This is a genomic window from Massilia sp. CCM 8734, assembly GCF_011682155.1.
GTDB lineage: Bacteria > Pseudomonadota > Gammaproteobacteria > Burkholderiales > Burkholderiaceae_D > Telluria_A > Telluria_A rubra.
The window spans coordinates 148612-171221 of record NZ_WHJI01000015.1 but is presented as its reverse complement, the minus strand read 5'-3'; the positions used below and the strand labels follow the sequence as shown (position 1 = coordinate 171221).

The 22610-nt window shown below is 62.5% G+C and carries 18 protein-coding genes; 4 read left to right on the top strand and 14 right to left on the bottom strand.

All coding sequences use genetic code 11. The features are described 5' to 3' along the window. Positions 1 to 478: 478 nt before the first annotated feature. A complete protein-coding gene (locus F2P46_RS16335) occupies positions 479 to 661 on the bottom strand; it encodes a Flp family type IVb pilin (protein WP_166891577.1) in 183 nt (60 codons plus the stop codon). Positions 662 to 1123: 462 nt separating this feature from the next. On the opposite strand from F2P46_RS16335, the gene F2P46_RS16330 reads away from it, so the two are divergent. Continuing rightward, positions 1124 to 2164 carry a GGDEF domain-containing protein gene (locus tag F2P46_RS16330; protein WP_166891575.1) on the top strand — a complete coding sequence of 347 codons (1041 nt, stop codon included), beginning with the start codon at positions 1124 to 1126 and terminating at the stop codon, positions 2162 to 2164. 67 nt (positions 2165 to 2231) lie between these two features. Here F2P46_RS16330 and F2P46_RS16325 read toward each other — a convergent pair whose 3' ends face one another. Then, a complete protein-coding gene (locus tag F2P46_RS16325; protein ID WP_166891572.1) occupies positions 2232 to 3452 on the bottom strand; it encodes an HD-GYP domain-containing protein in 1221 nt (406 codons plus the stop codon). A gap of 117 nt (positions 3453 to 3569) precedes the next feature. Between F2P46_RS16325 and F2P46_RS16320 the strand changes: the two genes are divergently transcribed. From F2P46_RS16320 to icmF, 3 genes are all read left to right on the top strand, one after another. After that, the gene (locus F2P46_RS16320) at positions 3570 to 4502 is read left to right on the top strand and encodes a LysR substrate-binding domain-containing protein (protein ID WP_166891569.1); all 933 of its coding nucleotides are present in this window, start codon (positions 3570 to 3572) and stop codon (positions 4500 to 4502) included. Positions 4503 to 4723: 221 nt separating this feature from the next. Beyond that, positions 4724 to 8287: an indolepyruvate ferredoxin oxidoreductase family protein gene (locus F2P46_RS16315; protein WP_166891566.1), complete on the top strand. Its 3564-nt coding sequence runs from the start codon at positions 4724 to 4726 to the stop codon at positions 8285 to 8287. A 124-nt stretch (positions 8288 to 8411) separates the two neighbouring features. Beyond that, positions 8412 to 11711, top strand: coding sequence for a fused isobutyryl-CoA mutase/GTPase IcmF (icmF, locus tag F2P46_RS16310; protein WP_166891563.1), 3300 nt, complete (start codon positions 8412 to 8414; stop codon positions 11709 to 11711). A gap of 48 nt (positions 11712 to 11759) precedes the next feature. Here the strand turns inward: icmF and F2P46_RS16305 are convergent, their stop codons facing one another. The 12 genes from F2P46_RS16305 to F2P46_RS16250 form a co-directional block, all read right to left on the bottom strand. Next, positions 11760 to 12302: a phage holin family protein gene (locus tag F2P46_RS16305; protein ID WP_166891560.1), complete on the bottom strand. Its 543-nt coding sequence runs from the start codon at positions 12300 to 12302 to the stop codon at positions 11760 to 11762. Between the two features lie 123 nt (positions 12303 to 12425). After that, positions 12426 to 13184, bottom strand: coding sequence for a tRNA(His) guanylyltransferase Thg1 family protein (locus tag F2P46_RS16300; protein WP_166891557.1), 759 nt, complete (start codon positions 13182 to 13184; stop codon positions 12426 to 12428). Further along, positions 13174 to 13617: an AAA family ATPase gene (locus F2P46_RS16295; RefSeq protein ID WP_166891554.1), complete on the bottom strand. Its 444-nt coding sequence runs from the start codon at positions 13615 to 13617 to the stop codon at positions 13174 to 13176. The genes F2P46_RS16300 and F2P46_RS16295 overlap by 11 nt, the downstream gene beginning before the upstream one ends. Continuing rightward, positions 13618 to 13809, bottom strand: a complete 192-nt coding sequence (locus F2P46_RS16290; protein WP_166891551.1) for a hypothetical protein — start codon at positions 13807 to 13809, stop codon at positions 13618 to 13620. A gap of 59 nt (positions 13810 to 13868) precedes the next feature. Then, complete coding sequence (locus tag F2P46_RS16285) at positions 13869 to 14159, bottom strand: hypothetical protein (protein WP_166891548.1); 291 nt, start codon at positions 14157 to 14159, stop codon at positions 13869 to 13871. Between the two features lie 23 nt (positions 14160 to 14182). After that, complete coding sequence (locus tag F2P46_RS16280; protein WP_166891545.1) at positions 14183 to 14581, bottom strand: hypothetical protein; 399 nt, start codon at positions 14579 to 14581, stop codon at positions 14183 to 14185. Positions 14582 to 14620: 39 nt separating this feature from the next. After that, complete coding sequence (locus F2P46_RS16275) at positions 14621 to 15547, bottom strand: reverse transcriptase family protein (RefSeq protein ID WP_166891542.1); 927 nt, start codon at positions 15545 to 15547, stop codon at positions 14621 to 14623. A 236-nt stretch (positions 15548 to 15783) separates the two neighbouring features. Then, positions 15784 to 16794 (bottom strand): substrate-binding domain-containing protein, encoded by a 1011-nt coding sequence (locus tag F2P46_RS16270; protein WP_166891539.1) that lies wholly within the window; start codon positions 16792 to 16794, stop codon positions 15784 to 15786. 51 nt (positions 16795 to 16845) lie between these two features. After that, on the bottom strand, positions 16846 to 18075 hold the full coding sequence (locus F2P46_RS16265; RefSeq protein WP_166891536.1) for an MFS transporter: 1230 nt from the start codon (positions 18073 to 18075) through the stop codon (positions 16846 to 16848). Between the two features lie 143 nt (positions 18076 to 18218). Continuing rightward, on the bottom strand, positions 18219 to 18863 hold the full coding sequence (gene pgmB / locus F2P46_RS16260) for a beta-phosphoglucomutase (protein WP_166891533.1): 645 nt from the start codon (positions 18861 to 18863) through the stop codon (positions 18219 to 18221). Continuing rightward, positions 18860 to 21205, bottom strand: coding sequence for a glycoside hydrolase family 65 protein (locus tag F2P46_RS16255; protein ID WP_368737919.1), 2346 nt, complete (start codon positions 21203 to 21205; stop codon positions 18860 to 18862). The genes pgmB and F2P46_RS16255 overlap by 4 nt, the downstream gene beginning before the upstream one ends. A gap of 114 nt (positions 21206 to 21319) precedes the next feature. Next, the gene (locus tag F2P46_RS16250; RefSeq protein WP_229509314.1) at positions 21320 to 22363 is read right to left on the bottom strand and encodes a LacI family DNA-binding transcriptional regulator; all 1044 of its coding nucleotides are present in this window, start codon (positions 22361 to 22363) and stop codon (positions 21320 to 21322) included. Positions 22364 to 22610 lie beyond the last annotated feature (247 nt).

Below are 22610 nucleotides of genomic sequence, written 5' to 3'. Positions count from 1 at the left end.
AAATTGTGTTTTATGGATAACTCACATTTTATCAATCACTTACGGCATTCTTGCCCTTTTTTATGCAAAATTCAGGCTAGCAGCCTGTCGGACTTGGGATCGTCGGCTGCAAAAATACCTGGGACGGTCCATATTTCGCCGCTTTCTCGGCCAATAGCTCGCTATTGGCACTGCGGAATCGTCAAAATCTGGCCTCGCCCAGCTATTTTTTCGCTTCGACTCCCCAAGTCCGACAGGCTGCTAGCGTGGAGGTACGTTGCTTCTGCACTCCAACTTTCCGCCATTGAGTCGACTATAGAGAGCTTGGACAGCGACAACTTGACGCAAGACAACTTTCGCAATGGGAATTTTTAGCAAAGAAAGGGAGAGTGCGCGGGGCGGAAGGGCATGGCGGCGGACGTGAAAAAGCTCCCGGAACAGGGCCCTGTTCCGGGAAGCGCGGTGGGGTGAATGGACGGCTTATCCGAGCTGCAAGGGATTAGGGCGTAACCGTCAGGCCGGTGACAACTTTACCGAACAAGGTTTTCAGCTGGTCTTGCACTGACTTCAACGACGATACAATCGCAACGGCGATCAGCGCGGCGATCAAGCCGTACTCGATGGCGGTGGCGCCGTCTTCGTCATTGATAAAGGCTTGCACTGCGGTGGTGATGGTGCTCATGGTGACCTCCGGTTAGTTAAAACTGCCAACTTCTGGCACAGGGTGCGGCTGCGCTACTGCCTTACCTTGAGGTACGTTGCTGCTGTACTTCAATTTTCCCGCCATTGAGTTCACTATAAAGATCCGCAGAAATGGCGACTTGACTTAACACAACTTTCCTAATGGTACTATTTTTGTTATTATGGAAACTGTCGATATACGACACGATGGCGAAAAAGTTGCTGTGCGGTGAGCCGTAAGCCGTCACACAACGGTAGAATCGGGTGAGCGCAAGCGTTTATGCATGACAATTGCCTAAAAAGCAAAATGAGGTTATCGTGCACAGCGTCGCCTGGCGCGGGACGCGGCGCCAAGGCGAAGCGCCAGCCGAGGGGGTCCGGCAATCAGGTAGACTAGCTCGTCGTGTCGATGGACATGCCTCCGCACCGTGGTAGTAGTTTGATTCACATTTCCGAGAACGACATGGATTCCCTTCTTAAACACATGGTGGACATGACTGGCCACCGCGACCACACGATGCTCGACATCTCGGTGATCTCGGCGGTGCAGGAACTGGCGCGGGCGTCGCAGACGCGCGTGCTGACCATCATGCATGTGCGCGGCCAGCAGTACGTGCGCGCGCGCGCCAGCATCTGCGCCGGCGGCGTGGCCCGCATGGAAGAGCCTGCCGACGTGAATGCGCTGGGCGAGCCGATCAGCAGTTTCCCGGCCCTGGCCGCCTGCATCGAGCGCAACGACACCAGCGCCGAAAGCCTGTCGGAAGACGGCAAGCGCACCCTGTGGCTGCCGATCTGGATCGGCGAGAAGGTCGACACCTGCCTCGAAATCCTGCACCCGACCCCGTACACGAGCGACACCATCCACGTCATCGGCGGGATCGTCAGCGTGTACCGCAACTTCCAGAACCTGCTCGACTACAGCGAGCGCGACTCGCTCACCGGGCTGCTCAACCGCAAGACCTTCGACGACCAGCTGGCCAAGATGCTGCACGTCACGGCCGAGCAAGAGTCGCTGGAACCGGGCCGGGAAGAACGGCGCCAGCCTTCGGATGCCGAAAAGCAGTGGCTGGCGGTGGTCGATGTCGACCATTTCAAGCTGGTCAACGACAAGTTCGGCCACCTGTACGGCGACGAAGTGCTGATCCTGATCGCCAACCTGATGCAATCGTCGTTCCGCTCGCAGGACCGGGTGTTCCGCTTCGGCGGCGAGGAATTCGTGGTGCTGCTGCGCTCGACGACCCTGGACAATGCGCAAAAGATCATCGACCGCTTCCGCACCAATGTCGAGTCGCACGATTTCCCGCAGGTTGGACAGGTGACGGTGAGCGTGGGCTTCGTCAGCATCAGCCCGTACGAGTCGCCGGTGATCATTCTCGGACATGCCGACCAGGCGCTGTACTACGCCAAGAGCCACGGGCGCAACCAGGCCTGCCACTACGACCAGCTGGTCTCGGGCGGCCTGCTGCACGCGGTGGCGTCGAACGATACGGCCGAGTTCTTCTAGGACGCGGCTGCGCGAAGAAACTTGGGCCCCCGCCTGCGCAGGGGCGACGGTTTACCTGCTGCCCAGTCTAACCGACGCTGATGAACCGCATCGGATCCACATTCCACTTCTGGGGCGACTCGGGGCGCACGATCTTGTCGCCGCCCCCAAAACCGACCGGGCGCGACAAATCGACGGTTTCCGGCTTGATGTAGACATTGCGCCTGGTGTTGAAAAACACATTCACCTTGGGCGCCAGCAGCTTGGTTTCGTGCGGCTCGATCACCACGCCCAGCCGCCCCGATTCGAGCATCACCATGGTGCCGACCGGATAAATCCCCACGCAGCGCATGAATTCCTGCGCATACGTGGGATGAAAGTGGAACTTGCTCCACTCATAAATCTTGCGCAGCGCTTCGGCTGCCGGCATACCCTTGTGATAGCAGCGCTCGGCCGTGATGGCGTCGTACACGTCGACGATGGCCGCCATCTGCGCCAGCTCGCTGATCGCGCCCTCGCCCTGCTTGTCCGGATAGCCGCTGGCGTCGCGCCGCTCGTGGTGGTGCAGGGTGATGTCGAGCGGAATAGGGCCGATCCCGGGCGACTTGAGCAAAATATCGTAGCCGTCGCGCGGGTGCTTCTTGATGATGGCAAATTCCTCGTCCGTCAGCGGCCCCGGCTTGTTGAGGATATGGTCCGGCACCAGCGCTTTTCCGGTATCGTGCAGCAAGCCGCCCAGGCCGGCCTGGTAGGTGGTCGCGGCATCCATCCCGCGCGAGCGGCAAAACGCCACCAGCAAGGTACACACGCTGACCGAATGCAAAAACGTGTAGTCATCCTTGTTCTTGATGCGCAGCATGCCCATCAGCGCGCCGGGATTGCGCAGGATCGATTCGGTGATGTTTTCCACCATCGGCGACACGCTGTCGAGTTCGATGGCCTTGCCCAGCCGCGCATCCTGCATCACGGTGCGCACCAGGCCGGTGGCCTGGCGGCGGATCACGGCGGCGCGCTTGAGCTCTTCGCCCAAAGTAGTGCGGGTGACGATCAGCGGCCGCGCGGCGATGTCCACCAGCGCCGCTTCGGTGCTCTGGCGGGTTTCTTCCAGGGTCGGCGCATGGTCCACATCGAGCCCCCTGGCGCAATCGATGACCACGTCGTGGATGCCGGCGTCGATGATCTTGCGGATTTCATCCTCGCTGGTGAGCAAGAAACGATTGCGCACGAACGGATGCGTCATCCAGTCGCAGCTCAGGTCATGGATATACATGCCTGTCTTGAGGTGGCGAGCATCGACTTTCTTCAGCATTTTTCTGTCCGTCTGTGGTGTAATCTCGCGCAATTGCGGCAACACGCCCAGTATAACGTCAATATTTCTTTAATGCATCTATGCTTTCCGTAGCTCACTAACCGCACCCGGACCCACATGGAATTACGCCAGCTGCGCTATTACGTCGCCATTGTCGACCACGGTTCACTGTCGCGCGCGGCGCTGGTGCTGCACGTGGCCCAGCCGGCCCTGACCCAGCAGCTGCGCCAGCTTGAAGACGAGCTCGGCGCGCAACTGCTGCACCGCTCGGCCCAGGGCGTGCTCACCACCGACGCCGGCAAGGTGTTTTACGAGCATGCACAGGCGATCCTCAAGCAGGTCGGCGACGCCCGTTCGGCCGTGATCCAGTCTACCACCAGGCCCTCGGGAAGCGTCACCCTGGGACTGCCGCACAGCATCTCGGGCGCGCTCGCCCTGCCCTTGTTGATGGCGGCGCGCAGCACTTTTCCCGAGATCACCCTGCAGCTCACCGAGGAGTTGTCCGGCAACCTGAACGAACAATTGAAATCGGGCCGGATCAACCTGGCGGTGCTGTTCGACGACGGCCAACTGGGCGCCTTTGCCAGCAGCGCGCTGGTGGAGGAAGAACTGAGTTTCATCTGCCGCGCCGGTTCGGCCTTCAGCCCGCCGGGCGACACGGTGGCGCTGGCCGACGCGCTGGCCACCACCCTGATTTTGCCGGCCCAGCAGCAGGGCGTGCGCCCGCGCATCGACAACGTGGCGCGCGAAGCCGGCCTGCGCCTCTCGAACGTGATTGAAATTAACTCGATCGCGATCCTCAAGTCGGCGATCTTGGCCGACATGGGCGCCACCATCCTGCCGGTCGCCCCCTTGCTGGCCGACATCGAACGCGGCGCCATGCTGGCCCGCCCGATCCACAGCCCGGCGCTGGCGCGCAGCGTCACCCTGTGCGCCTCGCGCAATATTCCGCTCACCAACGCGGCGGCGGCGGTCAAGCGCCTGGTGCACCAGGTGACCGCCGAGCTGTGCGCCGGCGGCGCCTGGCCGGGTGCGCGCCTGCTCAAATAAGTCGCAGCGGCCACGAGCCATCACTTTTTCTTATACCCCCATCCGAAAACCGTATTTCCCCTACGGACGGGAAGGTCATACACTCCACGCCAACGGCGCTCCATACCGGAGAGTCTTGTAGAATCAAGCTGCCTATAACAGCACCCTACCCCGCCATCTAAGCGCCTACCCGGCGCCGTCCTGGCGGGGCAACACCCCGAATACCCTTTTGGAGACACACCATGCCAGATACCACGGCAACGACGCCTGTCAAGCAGGACGTCGCTTCACGCCTGACCACGGTCACCCTCGACGACAAATACACGGCGACCACGGGCAATATTTTCCTGTCCGGTATCCAGGCGCTGGTGCGCCTCCCGATGATGCAGCGCGAACGCGACCAGGCCGCCGGCCTGAACACGGCCGGTTTCATTTCCGGCTACCGCGGTTCGCCCCTGGGCGGCCTCGATGAAAACCTGTGGAAGGCCAAGGCCCACCTCGAAGCCCACCACGTCAAATTCGTGCCGGGCGTAAACGAAGACCTGGCCGCGACCGCCGTCTGGGGCTCGCAAACGGTGGATCTGATCGGCCCGGCCAAGTACGACGGCGTCTTCGCCATGTGGTACGGCAAAGGCCCTGGCGTGGACCGCTGCGGCGATGTCTTCAAGCACATGAACCACGCCGGCACGAGCAAGCACGGCGGCGTGCTGCTGGTAGCCGGCGACGACCACGGCGCCTATTCCTCGACCCTGCCGCACCAGTCGGACCATATTTTCTCGGCCTGCATGGTGCCGGTGCTGTACCCATGTAATGTGCAGGAATACCTGGACCTGGGCGTGCACGGCTGGGCGATGTCGCGTTTTTCCGGCTGCACGGTGGCCTTCAAGGCGCTGGCCGACACGGTCGAATCGAGCGCCTCGGTGGACGCCAATCCGTTCCGCGTGCAAGTGAAAATTCCGCAGGATTTCGTGATGCCCGAAGGCGGCCTCAATACGCGCCTGTCGTCCGACCCGCTCGGCCTGCAGGCGCGCAAGCAGGAAGCGCTGATGCAGGACTATAAGATCTACGCGGCGCTGGCCTATGCGCGCGAGAACAAGCTCAATCACACCACCATCGACAGCGCCAACGCCAAACTGGGCATCATCGCCTCGGGCAAGTCCTACCTGGACGTGCTGGAGGCGCTGGAAGAACTGGGCATCGACGAGAAAATGGCGGCCGACGTCGGCCTGCGCCTGTTCAAGGTCGCCATGCCCTGGCCGCTCGAGCCGGACAGCGTGCGCGAATTCGCGCAGGGCCTCGACGAAATCCTGGTGGTCGAAGAAAAGCGCCAGATCGTCGAATACCAGCTCAAGGAGCAGTTGTACAACTGGCGCGACGATGTGCGCCCGAAGGTCATCGGCAAGTTCGACGAAAAGGGCGAATGGGTGGCGCCGCGCGGCGAGTGGCTGCTCACCTCCAAGGCCGACTTCTCGGTCTCGCAAGTGGCGCGCGTGATCGCCTCGCGCATCTCGCGCCTGATCACCGATGAGCGCACCTGCGACTTGATCAAGGCGCGCTTGAGCTTTTTGGACGCCAAGGATGCGGTGCTGCGCAAGGCCATCAACACGCCGTTCCGTCCCGCCTTCTACTGCTCCGGATGCCCGCACAACACCTCCACCAAGGTCCCGGACGGCAGCTTCGCGCTGGCCGGCATCGGCTGCCACGTGATGGCCACCGCCATCTATCCGGGCATGAACAAGCTGACCACCCACATGGGCGGCGAAGGCGCGCCGTGGATCGGCCAGCAGGCGTTCTCCGAAGTGCCGCACGTGTTCCAGAACCTGGGCGACGGCACTTACTTCCACTCCGGTTACCTGGCGATCCGCGCGACGGTGGCGGCCAAGGTCAACATGACCTACAAGATTCTCTACAACGACGCGGTGGCGATGACCGGCGGCCAGCCGGTCGACGGCCAGACCTCGGTGCCGATGATCGCCCAGCAGATGGCGGCCGAAGGCATCAAGCGCATCGCGCTGGTGACCGAAGACCTGTCGCGCTACAGCGACCGCTCCTCGCTGCCGGCCATCGTGACCCTGCACGACCGCAAGGACATGGACGCGGTCCAGCGCGAGCTGCGCGAGGTCGAAGGTGTGTCGGTACTGATCTACGACCAGACCTGCGCGGCCGAAAAGCGCCGCCGCCGCAAAAAAGGCGAGTTCCCCGACCCGAACAAGCGCATGGTGATCAACGACGCCGTGTGCGAAGGCTGCGGCGACTGCGGCGTGCAGTCGAACTGCGTCTCGATCCTGCCGAAAGAAACCGAATTCGGTCGCAAGCGCACCATCGACCAGTCGTCCTGCAACAAGGACTACTCGTGCGTGAAGGGCTTTTGCCCAAGTTTCGTCACCGTCGAAGGCGGCACGCTCAAGAAAACCAAGACCGGCGTCACCAAGGGCAATGTGGACGATGGTTTCGGAGCGCTGCCGGAACCGGTGCTGCCGAACATCGACCAGCCGTACAACATCCTGATCAACGGCATCGGCGGCACCGGCGTGATCACCGTCGGCGCGCTGATGGGCATGGCCGCCCACCTCGAAGGCAAGGGCGCGTCGGTGCTGGACATGACCGGCATGTCACAGAAAAACGGCTCGGTCACCTCGCACGTGAAGGTGGCGCGTTCACCCGAGCACCTGCGCGCGCAGCGCATCGCCACCGGCGAAGCGGACCTGATCCTCGGCTGCGACATGCTCACGGCCGGCGCGCAGGATGCGATTTCCAAGATGCGCCCGGGCCGCACCATGGCCGTGATCAACCTGCACGAGCAGCCGCCAGGCACCTTCGCGCAGCAGGCCGACTGGGAGTATCCGGCCGCCGAAGTGCGCGCGCTGATCATGGAATCGGTGGGTGCGCCTGCCAATGACGCCGCCGACTTCATCGACGCGACCAAGCTGGCGACGGCGCTGATGGGCGACTCGATCGCCGCCAACCTGTTCATGATGGGTTACGCATGGCAGAAGGGCCGCATTCCCTTGACCGAAGCGTCGCTGTTGCGCGCCATCGAGTTAAATGGCGTGGGCGTGGAGCCGAACAAGAAGAGCTTCCTGTGGGGCCGCCGCGCCGCCGTGGACCTCAAGCGCGTGGAGAAGGTCGCCACGCCGACCCAGGCCATCGTGGTGCAGATGCCGCAAAGCCTGGAGAACGTGATCAAGAAGCGGGTCGAGTTCCTGACCGAATACCAGGATGGCGCGTATGCGGCAATCTACGAACAACTGGTGGCCAGGGTGCGCGCGGCGGAAACGGCGCAAGGGCTGGGCAACCGCCTGTCGACAGCCGTGGCCAAGTACTACTTCAAGCTGATGGCGTACAAGGACGAGTATGAAGTGGCGCGTTTGTACACCGACGGGCGCTTCGTGGAGCAGCTCAAGTCGCAGTTCGAGGGCGATTTTTCGGTCAAGTTCAACCTGGCGCCGCCGATGTTCGCCAAGAAGGATGCCAAGGGCCACCTGGTGAAGGCCGAATTCGGGTCGTGGATGTGGAAGGCGTTTGCACTGCTGGCCAAGTTCAAGGGCCTGCGCGGCGGGACCTTCGATATTTTCGGCCGCACCGAAGAGCGCAAGATGGAGCGCGCGCTGATCGTGGAGTATCGCCAGATGATCGAAGGCTTGATCGCCGGACTCAATGCCGACAATCACGCGACCGCGGTGGAACTGGCGAATTTGCCGGAGCAGATTCGCGGGTATGGACATGTGAAGGAAAAGGCTGTGGCGCAGTTCCGCGTGGAGAAGGCGCGGCTGCTGGGAGATGGGGCGCGCAAGCACGCGGCCTGACGTCGTCCCCGCGCCTTGGCGCGGGAGCGACGATGGCTTTTTCCGCTCCTCCCGTTACGGACACGTCGCTTGACGTTTACGTAAACGTCATATACCTTACAAGAACGCTATCGCAAGGATCATCATGAACGACCTGACCTCCGCCGCCAAACTGAATCTCCCCGAACAGCCGAAACTGGCCAACAAAGTCCGCTTCGTCACCGCCGCCTCGCTGTTCGACGGCCACGACGCATCGATCAACATCATGCGCCGCATCCTGCAATCGAACGGCGTCGAAGTGGTCCACCTCGGCCACAACCGCTCGGTCGACGAAGTCGTCACCGCGGCCCTGGCCGAAGATGTGCAGGGCATCGCCATCTCCAGCTACCAGGGTGGCCACGTCGAATACTTCAAGTACATGATCGACCTGCTGCGCGAACGCGGCGGCGCCCACATCAAGGTGTTCGGCGGCGGCGGCGGCGTGATCGTCCCCGACGAAATCGCGGACCTGCATGCCTATGGCGTGACCCGTATTTTCAGCCCCGAAGACGGCCAGCGCATGGGTTTGGTGGGCATGATCCAGTCCATGATCCAGACCTGCGACATCGACCTGTCCACGTATTCCCCGACCACGCTCGCGCCCCTGCAGCAAGGCGACGTGGCCTCGCGCCACCGCCCGCTGGCGCAGCTGATCACCGCGCTCGAAAACGACAAAGCCACGCCCGAACTGCGCAAAGCCATCGTCGACGCGGCCGAAAGCCTGCACGTGCCGACCCTGGGCATCACCGGCACCGGCGGCGCCGGCAAGTCCTCGCTGACCGATGAACTGATCCGCCGCATCCGCCTCGACCAGAACGACGCGCTCAATATCGCGATCATCTCGATCGACCCGTCGCGCCGCAAATCGGGCGGCGCGCTGCTCGGCGACCGTATCCGCATGAACGCGATCAACCCGTGGAACGGCCAGGCGGGCGCGCAGTCTCGTGTATTCATGCGCTCCCTCGCCACGCGCGAAGCCGGCTCCGAAATCTCGCAGGCGCTGCCCGACGTGATCGCCGCCTGCAAAGTGGCCGGTTTCGATCTGGTGATCGTCGAAACGTCCGGCATCGGCCAGGGCGACGCCGCCATCGTGCCGCACGTGGACGTGTCGATGTACGTGATGACGCCGGAATTCGGCGCCGCCTCGCAGCTCGAAAAAATCGACATGCTGGACTTCGCCGACTTCATCGCGATTAACAAATTCGACCGCAAAGGCTCGCTCGACGCCCTGCGCGACGTCGCCAAGCAGTACCAGCGCAACCGCGAAATGTGGAGCAAGCGCCCGGAAGAAATGCCGGTCTTCGGCACCCAGGCGTCGCGCTTCAACGACGATGGCGTCACCGCCCTGTACCACGGCCTGCTGCCGAAACTCGGCGAATTCGGCCTGACCATCACGCCGGGCAAGCTGCCGCAAGCGGACATCCGCCATTCCAGCGGCAAGCACGTGATCGTGCCGCCGGCGCGCGCGCGCTACCTGGCCGAAATCGCCGACGCCGTGCGCGGCTACCACAAGAACGCGTCGAAACAGGTCAAGCTGGCGCGCGAACGCCAACAGCTCACGGAAGCGAAACGCATGCTGGCGCTGGCGTCCAAAACAGCGGACTTCGACGAACTGATTACGGAGCGCGACAACGCCCTCGACGCCGCCGCCAAGAAGCTGCTGGCGATGTGGCCCGAGATGCAGGCCGCGTACGCGGGCGACGATTACGTGGTCAAGATCCGCGACAAGGAAATCCGCACGCGCCTGATCTCCCACACCCTGTCGGGCAGCAAAATCCGCAAGGTGGCGCTGCCGCGCTATGAAGACCACGGCGAAGTGCTGCGCTTCCTGATGCTGGAAAACGTACCGGGCTCGTTCCCGTTCACGGCCGGCGTGTTCGCGTTCAAGCGCGAAGGCGAAGACCCGACCCGCATGTTCGCCGGCGAAGGCGATTCGTTCCGCACCAACCGCCGCTTCAAGCTGGTGTCGGAAGGGATGGACGCCAAGCGCCTGTCGACCGCGTTCGATTCCGTCACCCTGTACGGCGCCGACCCGGCGCTGCGCCCGGACATCTACGGCAAGGTCGGCAACTCGGGTGTCTCGATCGCCACCCTGGACGACATGAAGGTGCTGTACGACGGCTTTAACCTGTGCAGCCCGAGCACCTCGGTGTCGATGACGATCAACGGCCCGGCGCCGACCATTTTGGCGATGTTCATGAACACCGCCATCGACCAGCAGATCGACAAGTTTGTGGTCGAGAACAAGCGCCAGCCGACTATTGATGAAGCGGCCAAGATCCGCGCCTGGGTGCTTGCCAACGTGCGCGGCACGGTGCAGGCCGACATTCTGAAAGAAGACCAGGGCCAGAACACCTGCATCTTCTCGACCGAGTTTTCGCTGAAAGTCATGGGCGACATCCAGGAATATTTTGTACACCACCAGGTGCGCAATTTCTACTCGGTGTCGATCTCGGGCTACCACATCGCCGAAGCGGGCGCGAACCCGATTTCGCAGCTGGCGTTCACGCTCTCGAACGGCTTCACGTTCGTCGAAGCGTACCTGGCGCGCGGCATGCACATCGACGATTTTGCGCCGAACCTGTCGTTCTTCTTCAGTAACGGCATGGACCCGGAATACACGGTGCTGGGCCGCGTGGCGCGCCGCCTGTGGGCAGTGGCCATGCGCGACAAATACGGCGCCAACGACCGCAGCCAGAAGCTCAAGTACCACATCCAGACCTCGGGGCGCTCGCTGCACGCGCAGGAGATCGACTTCAACGATATCCGCACCACCTTGCAGGCGCTGATCGCGATCTACGACAACTGCAATTCGCTGCACACGAATGCGTACGACGAGGCGATCACCACGCCGACCGACGAATCGGTACGGCGCGCGCTGGCGATCCAGTTGATCATCAACCGCGAATGGGGCCTGGCCAAGAACGAGAATCCGAACCAGGGCTCGTTCATCATCGAGGAACTGACCGACCTGGTGGAAGAAGCGGTGCTGCAGGAATTCGAACGCATCGCCGAACGCGGCGGCGTGCTGGGAGCGATGGAAACCGGCTACCAGCGCGGCAAGATCCAGGAAGAGTCGATGCTGTACGAGCACCAGAAGCACGACGGCACCCTTCCGATCATCGGCGTGAACACCTTCCGCAATCCGAAGGCCAACGACACGCCGCAGAAGATCGAGCTGGCGCGTTCCACCGACGACGAGAAGCAGTCGCAGTTGACGCGCCTGGACGACTTCCATCGCCGTAACGCCGACCAGGCGCCGCAGGTGCTGGCGGCATTGCAGCAGGCCGCGATCGACAATGCGAATGTGTTCGAGAAGCTGATGCAAGCGGTGCGTGTCTGCTCGCTGGGGCAGATCACGACGGCGCTGTTCGAGGTGGGTGGACAGTACCGGCGCAATATGTAACACGCGCTGCAAGCAGGAGGCGCCGTCGCGCAGACGGCGCCGTGCGTGTCAGCGGCTGTGCAGGCTGGCCAGAAATTCTTCGCCACAGCCTTTCAGTCGCGCTTCCTGGGGCGTGATTCGTACTGGCGTGAGCGCGCGCGTGCCGACCATGGCCAGCACAAGTGCGATCAGGAACGACAGTGCGCTGAGCACGCCGTACAGGTTGCCGTTGCCATCCTCGTCCATTGCGGCGAACAAGGCTGCGCTGCCCACGCCCACCGCGACGCACGCGGCGATCTTGTAGTTGCGGCGGCGCGCACGGTGCTGCTCGCACAAGCCGATCGACAACCGGGCCTTTTTCTGGACCAGGGCGGCCACCACGATATAGATTACGAAATTGATCAAAAAGAACAAATACCAGCCCGCCGGGTGCCAGGTAAACATGCGCGGCTTATCCATCTCGGCGGGCGCGTTGCATTTGATACAACGGTGCGGCAAATCGTGATTGAGCGGCACCACCAGAATCTTACCGTCGCGATAACACTCGGAAGACACCATCGGCGAACTCAGTGCCTTGGGTGCTGCATAGGGATTGTTCGGCATATCGTTCACACAGTACTCCTTCATGGTAAGGCTGGCATCTTAATCAACAATAAGTAATAACCAGAAACTATTTTCTGGTCTTGTTGTTTTATTGCCTACTTTACCGAGCTGCGCGATGAGGACGATACAAGCTTAACAACCCAGGATACTGCGCATAAAATCGCCGTAGGCCTCGCCCCGGGGCAAATCGGTCTCGGTCCTGATCGCCCGCTTGCTCGACACCACCTCCACCTGTTCCTTCGGGTTGTAGCCGCGCTTTTCCTCGTCCACCCAGTAAAACCCGGTCCCGCGCAACTGCCACGACGGCAGCGCATCGAAATCGATGCCGCGGCTGGCCAGCAGCGCCACCTTGTCCTCGATGCTCCTGCCTTCGATCTGCGCCGCTGCGGCGCCCTTGGCCACGCCTTCTTTTCTCAGCATCCAGTAGCAGTGCGCGTTCAAGCCATTCCGGTGCGCGTCCTCGTTACGCCAACGGAAATAATCGACCACGGTTTTACGGTCCGGCAGTTCGCAAATACGGCAATCGAACGCCGCCAGCTCGCCCAGCATCAGGCTGAACTTGGCCGAGGCCTCGCCCGCCAGGATCGACGTGTACTTGCGCAGCTTGCGGCCGTACAGATCGATGTCCAGGTCGAACAGCAGCGAGATTTCGTCGCTTTCGGTGTAGGCGTAGAGGACCTTGAAGCCGCAGTTCATCACGTGGCGTGTGGTCTCGGCCATCAGGTCGCGAAAGCGCACGTCGAACGGTGCTTCGAAACTGACCTTTTCCTTGGTCAGCCTGGTAAAACTGCGGCCGTCGATGCGCGCCACCAAGTACACGCCCTTCTCGACATAGCGGTCGCTCGCGGTTTCGTAGGCGCGCATTATCGCGTCGAGTTCGTCAAATTTCATTCCATGCCTTTACAGTAAATTGCTTGTCGATGATATCGACGTAATGCATGTCGTCGAAGCCTTCCGCCATGCTGGGCAGTTCGATGCGCTTGTGGGTGTCGAAAATGCCGACGTCCGGGATCAGCGCGGCGCCGCTGCGGCTGCGGTTCCAGGCCAGCGAGCGCTCCAGGTCGATGCGAAAGTACACGCAGCGGATCTTGAACTTGCTGCCTTTGAGGGCATCGATGTATTTCGCCCGCACCTCCCGTGTGGGGTTGGTGTTGTCGACCACGAAGGGCATGCTGGTTTCCAGGCAAATGTCGAGCAGCTTTTTCTCGCGGTATTTGGTTTTCAACAGATCGTTGCTGATGCGCAGGTGCGTGTTGAAATAGTTATTCTTGTAAAAAGTCGACTTGCCGCTTGCTTGCAAGCCGACGAAGATAATGGCTTCCACTTATTTCCTTTGTTGTTCCAGCGTGGGGAGCGAATCGAGAAAGGTGGGGCCACAGCCTTTCAGGCGGATGTCGTGCTGGTCGATGAACACCGGACGCAGAATGCGCATGGCGGCGATGCGCAGCAGCAGGCTGGCCAGGATCATCAATGAGGCCGTGGGTGCTGAATAGGGATTGGTCGAAGTCGGTCTCACTGCGCACTCCGGAAAAATTTTGTCAGCAATTTTAGCTGATACGCGAATATGACTTTTAATCACGTTGACGCACGCAAGCAAGGAAGGCCATACGCGCAGAATATGGCATTGACGGCCTCCTCCACGTTTGCACATGCGACTTCCTGCACGAGTTGACCAGAACCCGGGTATCTGGCAAGCCATTTTCCATCGTCTTCCAGATAAATGGAGAATGCACTCTCATATAGAACGAGGGCGCAATTGTTGACTCTGCCAATGCCGCCCATTATTCCCACTCTTGCGCCAGTGGCCCTGCGCGCCACCATGCCAGCAGCACGCAACTGATTTATCGTTAATTCTAGTTCAATCATGTTGGGCTCTGCTTGTGAGGCACTCATCGGCGCGGCTGGCTGACATCACATACGGGATCGGCCGGCCATGTGATGGCGTCAAACAGGCCCTGCAAGCGCGCACCGCGCTGGGGATTGACCATGGTGACATACGCCACCTTCCCTGCCAGCCAGGCGCGGAAATCCGGCCGGTTCTCGCGATCCTGCCCCTGCGGCCCGTGACGCGCGCAGTTGGTCAGCATAGCCTTGAGCATGTCGAACTCGTCGCGCGCGATGTTCGGATGGCGGTTGACCACGATGCCGGTGACCTGCTGGCGCACGCCGGCGCGCATCATGCGTGTCTTGCGCGTGTTGATCGCAAAACCTTCTTCGAGGGCGATGGCGCCGACCTGCGCGTGGAAGCGGTCCAGCGCCCGTTCCAGTTCGCGCCCGCCGGAAAACACCAGGTCGTCCGCATAGCGGCTGTAGCGCGCGCCGAGCGACTACGCCAGCGTCTCGAGGCGCACGTCGAGCCGCCATGCGCAGGCATTGGCCAGCGCGGGCGAACAGGGCGAGCCTTGCGGCAGGTGCGGTGCGCGCAGTGCCTGGCGCTGCGCCCATGTGAGCGCGTTCTCGCCGGCCGGTTCGCGCAGCACGCCGGCCGGCACGCGGTTCACGCACAGGCGCGCCAGCACGCCCGCCACGCTCTGCGAGTAACCGAGTTTGGCGAACAGCGCGTGAATGCGCGAGGCCGGAATGCTGGGGAAGAAATCCTTGAGGTCCATGCGGATCACCACGCGCTGGCCAGTATGCAGGGCCGCATGGGTGACGCACGAATGCCCGCGCCGGAAGCCATGCGCGGCCGGATGCGCGGGCACGCGGTCGAGCAGGTCGCGCAAGATGGTCGCCTGCATGGCGCGCAGGCGCTGCTTGGGAATTTCGATCAGGCGCACGCCGCCGCTGCGCTTGGGTACCCAGCGATAGTGGTAGTGCTCCAGTTGGGCGGCCGGCATCGGCTCCTTGCGCCACTGGTCGGCGAACCAGCCAAGTTCGTCGGGGCGCAGGCCCAGCCACTGCGCCAGCTCGCCCACGGACGGCAGCGCCGGCAGCGCAAGCGCGGCGAGCCAGTCGGGCGCTGGCGGCACCACAGGCAGGTCGAGGCAGTAGCGTTTGAGTTGCGGTGCGGGTCCCTCGCCCTCCCACGCATCGTGAAATACGTCGAGGTCAAAGATGATCCGCGCCAGCTCATCGCGGCTGAAATAGTAAAAGTGTTCGGCGGTGCGCGCGTGGATTTGCTCGCACAAGTCCGGTATCCACGGCCACGGATGGCCGAACGCCCAGGTCGCGCTGGCGATCAGGCCGGCGAGCGTAGCGTCGCGCGCCAGCATGGTGTCGGCGAGCGCCAGGGCGATGGCGTCTTTGGGAATCATACTTGGCTAACTTTGAGGGGGCGGAGAGCCTTCAACCAGTCTCGTGAAGCATGGGTTCAGGTGCGCGGCAGCGCACTGGCACTCATGCGGTCAATTGCACAGCAATATAGTTCCCACGGGGTAGCCCCGCAGAGGCTTGTCCTTACACAAGGCAAGAACAGGCCGGCTTGAAGGATCCGCCCGCGTAGAGAGTAAGGCAATTTTGCATGAACGTCAATGCGACTGCCGCGCCGCAATCAGCCGATGCAGCGCCCGACCGTGGCGCCGGGCAGCAGCACCGGCTGCCACAGGACCTGCAACTGCCCCGGCGGCGCGCCAGCCACCAGCGCCGAGAGCATTTCGGTCATCTTGGCGCCAGCTTGGTTGGGGCCGGGCTGGTCGATGGTGGTGACGTTCGATCCCACCAGGCTGTCCTCGATGCTGCCCCAGACGATGACGGACATATCCTTGCCGATCTCGATGCCGGCGTCGAGCAGCGCGCGCACCGCGCCCACGCCGGAGAGGTGATTGTCGACGATGACGGCGGTCGGGCGTGGCGAGCAGGCCAGCAGCTCCTGCATTGCCTGGTACCCGGTGCGGCGGTCGAGCGTATTCTCGACCAGGTGACGCGGATCGACGGCCAGACCCGCTTGCGTCATGCAGGCGATGAAGCTGTGCTTGCGCTGGCACGCAAAATTGAGTTCGAGCGGTGCGCTCACCAGCGCGATGCGGCGGTGGCCATGTTCGATCAGGTGTGCGCAGGCCAGGCCGATGCCGGCTTCGTTGTCGTAGTCGAACCAGGCGTACGGCTGTTTGAGTTCGGTGCGGCCGTGCGCCACGAACGGAAAGCCCTTCTTCACCAGGTACGCAATGCGCTCGTCGTGCACCAGGGTGCGGCTGACCACCAGCCCGTCGACCCGGCGCCCGCGCACCATCTGCTCGTACGAGGGCAGCTCGTTTTGCGGCGAGACCGGCGCGATGATCAGGTTCATCTTGCTCTTTTCGAGCGCGGCCGACATGCCGCCCACCACGCCCAGGAACATCGGGTCGCCCAGGTCGCTCGGCAGCAGCGGATAGATGATGCCGAAGACGTTGGTACGCCCCACCGCGAGGCTGCGCGCCATCGGATTGGCTTCGTAGCCGGCTTCCTTGGCGGCGGCCAGCACGCGTTCGCGGGTGTGGACATTGACTTCCGGGTAGCCGTTCAGGGCACGGCTGACAGTGGTCTTCGAAATCCCGAGCGTACGGGCCAGGCTCTTGAGATTCATGGTCGAACTTCGTTGGAAGATGGTGTAAAGACTGCAATTATAGCAATACGTTCAAGCGGCATGATCGACCTGCCGCTTGAAGAAGTACAAGGTGATCAGCACCAGCGTGATCGGCACCAAGGTGAGGTAGAACGCGAAGTGGCCGCTGAAATTGCCGAACACGTAGCCGGTGATGAACGAGCCGGTGGTGCCGCCCAGCGCCGAAAAAATCACCAGCAGCCCGGTCATCGACGAGTGCTGGTGCGGCGGCAGGGAGCTGAGCATGACCGAATTGATGCCGGGGTAGATCGGCGCCATGAACAAGCCAATCAGCGGGAACAAAAAGGTCGCCAGCGGCGCGCTGGACCAGGTGATGTTGGGGTCGGCCACCACGTCGTGCGTGAGCGGGAGCGCCAGCAGCACCATGGCGGCCATGCCGATCACGCAGATGTTCATGACCGGGTACCAGTTCATCCGGCGCATGACGAAACCGGCAGACAGGCGGCCGATCGCCAGGCAGGCGGCGAAGATGCTGGTCACCTGCACGCTCATGGCCGCCGGCAGCTTGAGGATTTCGTTGTTAAAGGTCGGCAGCCAGGTGCCCACGCTCTGCTCGATCAGCACATACAGGAAAGCGGTCATGACGAACACGCACACCAGCGGCTTGAAGAACAGCTTGAGCATGGCGGTGAAGTCGTCCCAGCGGCTGCGCCCTTCCGGCAGCTGCGCCGTGCCTTCGTCGAAAGACGTGGACAGCACCAGCACGAAGGTGACGGCGCACAGCGCGGCCAGCACCCAGTACACCTGCAGCCAGCTGCGCGAGGCCGGATCGGAGGAATCAATAAAGTAACCGAAGATCCAGTAGGCGCTCAACACGCCGACCATGAACACGCCTTCCAGGGTATTCATGATGCCGGCATGGTGGCGGCGGTCGCGCGCGATCAGGCCCAGGGTCGAATACACCGACACCTTGACCAGCGCGAACGCCACGCCAACGCACAGGAACAGCAGTTTGGCGGTCCAGAAGGCGGGCAGCAGCGGCATGGCGATGCAGGCCGCGGTGACCAGCGCCAGCGCGGCGAGGATGGCGTTCTTGTAGCCGATGCGCGGCAGGAAGGACGCCACCAGGAAGGATACGACCGCGATCGGCAAGTCCTTGAATGCTTCGAGGTTGCTGGCGCTCGATTTGCTCACACCATAGTTGCCGATGACCTGGAGGATGACCGTGCCGACGCTGTTAAGCAGGATCGCAAAGACGAAGTAAATCAAAAAAAGGGCTAATATGATGCGTTGGTTTTTCACACGGTCTCCAATATTTTTTATTTTGGTGTGCTACTACCTGCGCCGTCATTCCCGCGCAGGCGGGAATCCAATTTCGTACCGCAGCAACGGGCAGCTCGACAGAATTGGATTCCCGCCTGCGCGGGAATGACGTAGCGTGGCGCCTACTGGTAATCCTCCAGCTTGAAGCGGTCAAGCGCCGGAATCACCCGGTCTGCCTGCGTGAGCACGTCCGGGTTGCCGATGCCGAGCGCCCACATGCCGGCGCTCTTGATCGATGCCACGCCGGCCACCGCGTCTTCCACGCCCAGGCAATCCGCCGGGTCCACGCCCAGTTCGCGCGCGGCCGTCAAAAAGATCTCCGGGTGCGGCTTGCTGTTGGCGATCAGCGCGGCGTCGACCACATAGTCGAAGCGATCGCGAATGCCCAGCCGTTCAAGCACCGTGAAGGCGTTCTTGCTGACCGAGGCCAGGCCAATGCGCAGGCCCGCCACGCGCACCGCCGCCAGCGCATCGACCGCGCCGGGCAGCAGGTCGGCCGCCGACATGGTGGCGATCAGCTCCTGGTAGTGGCGGTTCTTGGCGTCGGCCAGCGCCAGCTTCTCTGCATCGCTGTAGCTGCGCTTCGCACCGGCCAGGATCAGGTCCAGGGACCCCATGCGGTCGATGCCCTTCAACTGTTCGTTGAACGTTTCGTCGAAATGCACGCCTTCCGCTTCGGCCAGCCGCTTCCACGCCAGGTAATGATAGTGCGCGGTGTCGGTGATGACGCCGTCCAGATCGAAAATCACTGCCTTGAACCTGCTCATGCCTTTTTCTCCTGAAGTGGGCGCGCGACCGATACCGATGGCGCGGCGCGCGTGAGCGATACGCGCTCGCCGCAGTGCGTCAACGTCAGCGCGTCGCCGTCGACCAGCGTATAGCGCGCTTCGGCGACGTCGATGCGCACTTGCAGCAGCGCGCCGTGGATGTGAATCTGGAACTGGTAGTGCTGCCAGCGCGCCGGCAAGGTGGGCGCGAAGCGCAACGCACCGTCGGCCACGCGCATGCCGGCAAAGCCATAAGCGACGCCCATCCAGGTGCCGGCCATGGCCGCCGTGTGCACGCCGTAGTGGGTATTCCCGTGCGTGTCGTCCAGGTCCAGGCGCGCGGTCTCGAGAAAATAGTCGTAGGCCTTGTCGTGGTAGCCCACCTCGGACGCGATGATGCTGAAGATGCAGGACGAGAGCGACGAATCGTGCGTCGTCACCGCTTCGTAGTAGTCGAAGTCGCGCTTTTTGTCGTCCTGCGTGAACTGGTCAGGCAGCAGCAGCAGCGCCAGCACCACGTCGGCCTGCTTGCAGACCTGGTGGCGGTAGATCACCAGCGGGTGGTAGTTCAGCAGCAGCGGATAGTTTTCTTTCGGCGTGGCGGCGAAGTCCCAGGGCTTCTTGCCGAGGAAGCTGTCGTCCTGCTCGTGGATGCCGAGGGCGGTGTCGTAGGGCAGCGCCATGCGGCCGGCGGCGCGGCGCCAGGCGGCCGGTTCGGCGTCGTCCAGGCCGATGGCTTGCGCGATGCGCTCGAAGTCGTGCGCACGTGCGCCGCGCAACTTGTCGACGATCTCCGCCGCGAAGCGCAAGTGCATCTGCGCCATGGCGTTGGTGTAGTAGTTGTTGTTGACCAGCGCCGTGTATTCGTCGGGACCGGTGACCTCGTTGATGCAGAAGCGCCCGGCGCGGTCGTAGTTGCCGATGCCGATCCAGATGCGCGCGGTCTCCAATACGATTTCGGCGCCGGCCTGCGCCATGTAATCGAGGTCGCCCGTGGCGTCCAGATACAGCTTGATGGAGTAGGCGATGTCGGCGTTGATGTGGTACTGCGCGGTCCCGGCCGGGAAGTAGGCGGAGCATTCTTCGCCGGCGATGGTGCGCCACGGGTACAGCGCGCCTTTGGCGTGCGACATCTGGCGCGCACGCGCGCGGGCTTGTTCCAGGCCAGCGTAGCGGTAGGCCAGCAACTGCCTGGCGACTTCCGGTTTGCTGTACAAGAAAAACGGGAAGATGTAGATCTCGGTATCCCAGAAGTAGTGGCCTTCGTAGCCTTCGCCGGTCACGCCCTTGGCGGCGATGTTGGTCTTGCCGTCACGGCCGACCGATTGCAGCAGGTGGAACTGGTTGAAGCGAATGCCTTGCTGGAGCGCGTCGTCGCCGGCGATCTCGACGTCGGCGCGCTCCCAGAAGTCGGCCAGGTACGCGGCCTGGCGCGCGCACAGGGCGTCGAAGCCATCGAGCCTGGCCTTGGCCAGCGCGGCGCCTGCGAGGCCCGCCAGTTCGGCCTCGGGATAGTCGCGCGACGAAAAGTAGACGCCGTACTTGGTCAGGCTTTGCGGCAGCATCACGTCCAGGTCGAACGTAAAACTGTGGCTGGCCGCCAGGTCCTGGTGGCTGGCGCTGCCCGCCACCGCCGCCACGGTCTCGATCGCGCTCACCAAAGTGAAGCCGCTGTTGTGGGTACGCTGGGTGAGGCTGGACATGGTGGCGCCCTGCTCCACCGCCAGCAAATGCAGCGCCGGGCCGGAGACGGCCGAACCGATGCGCGGGTCGTCGCCGGCTTCCTGGTTGCGCACGGCGCCGTCAATGGTCGAGACCACGCGCACCTGGCCGGAGAAATTGAGCGCGGTCAGTTCGACATCGAGCGCGAACAGATGCTTGTCGGCCAGCGAAACCACGCGCCGGGTGACCAGGCCAAGGCGCTTGCCGCTGGCCGAAGTCCATTCCAGGCTGCGGCGCAGCACGCCGGTGCGAAAATCGAGCACGCGCTCGTAGCGATCGAGCGTGCCTTGCAAAGGGTCGAAGCGCTCGTCGCCGAGCCAGACTTCGATGCCTTTGGCGTTGGGCACGTTGAGCATGAACTGGTTGGACTTGGCCAGGCCAAACGCCGCTTCCGGATAGACGATCGGTTCGGACTCGTAAAAGCCGTTGAGGTAGGTGCCGTCGAGCGAAGTGCCGGCCGGGCCGCTGTAGCCTTCTTCGGGCGTGGCGCGCAGGCCGATGTAGCCGTTACCGAGGGCGAACAGGGTCTCGTTCAAAAAGTGCGTGGCGGGGTCGAAGAAGGTCTCGCGAAGGCACCATGGGTCAAGCGGGAGAGCGTGTGGGATTCGTTCGTGCGGCACGGTTTTGTCCTTTGTCTGTCTTTTGAAATTTGCGTTTCAAACCGGTTTGGATGTGAGCCGAGTTTATTTCAAATCGGTTTGGAATGTCAATTTATTTAGATTTGGCCGGGAAAATCAGGTCTGGCGGGCGATCAGGGTGGTCGGCAGCATTTCGGACTCGACCTGCTCGCCGTTCATCAGCGCCAGCATTTTTTTGGCGAGCAGCACGCCGCCATCGCGCAGGTACTGGTGCACGCTGGTCAGCGGCGGCACGAAGCTGGCCGCGCCGGGCGTGTCGTCGTAGCCGATGACGGACACGTCGTCCGGCACGCGCAATTGATGTTCGGTGAGCGCGCGGATCGCGCCCATGGCCAGCAGGTCGCTGGCGGCGAACACGCCGTCGAAGGCGTGGCCCTTTTTCTTGAGCAGCGCGGTCATGCTGTCGAACCCCGATTCGAAGGTGAAGGCCTTGGGGCGGATGATGTGGACCGTGCCCTGCCCGCCCAGCGCGTCGATGAAGCCGGCGCAGCGCTCCTGGACTTCGGCGTGATCGACGTCGCCCAAAAACACCAGCTTGCGCCGGCCTTGCGCCAAAAAGCGTTCGGCCACGCTGGCGCCGCCGCGCCGGTTGTCGCTGCCGACCACGATGGTGGTGGTGTCGGCGTCAAGCGCGCCCCACACCACCAGCGGCAGCTTGGCCTTTTGCAGGAAGCGCACCGCTTCCCCGTGCGAACCCTGGCCGAGCAAGATCAGGCCATCGGCGCCCTGCACCGGCGCGGTGTCCATCAACTGCTTGGAGGTGAGCACCACGCTGTAGCCGGCCGTGGTCAGTTCCTGGGTGATGCCGCCCAACAGTTCGAGCGGATACGGGTCGGACATGGGGCGGCCCTTCACGGGCGTCATTTCGACCACCACCGCGACCGAGTAGCTGCGCCGCATGCGCAGGTTGCGCGCGCTGATGTTGAGGCGGTAGCCCTGCTCGTCGGCGATACGACGGATTTTTTCGCGCGTCTTTTCCGTCACCAGCGGGCTGTCGCGCAGCGCGCGCGATACCGTGATCGTGGAAACGCCCGCCAGGCTGGCGAGGTCTTCCATCGTCAGGGCAGCGTCGTTCTTGCGCGGCGCGATCATGCTTGCTGCCGGCGCGGCAGTCTTGCTTGCAGCCTTGTTTGCGGCCATGGAAACGCTCAATTTTGGTAGGAAAACAACGACACCGCCGCATTATGACAGGTTTACGCCTCGCCACAGGCCAAATGACATCGATAACATTTCGATTGACATCGATATCATTTCTTGTTTCAATGATTCGTCTTTTCTTGCCATCATAATAAATTGCAGACCGGCTGGTACGGGGCGCGGCGACGAAAGACAGGGGACATGCATGCGGCAGGCACACAGCCAGCCAGTCCAGGAGACGGATTTCAAC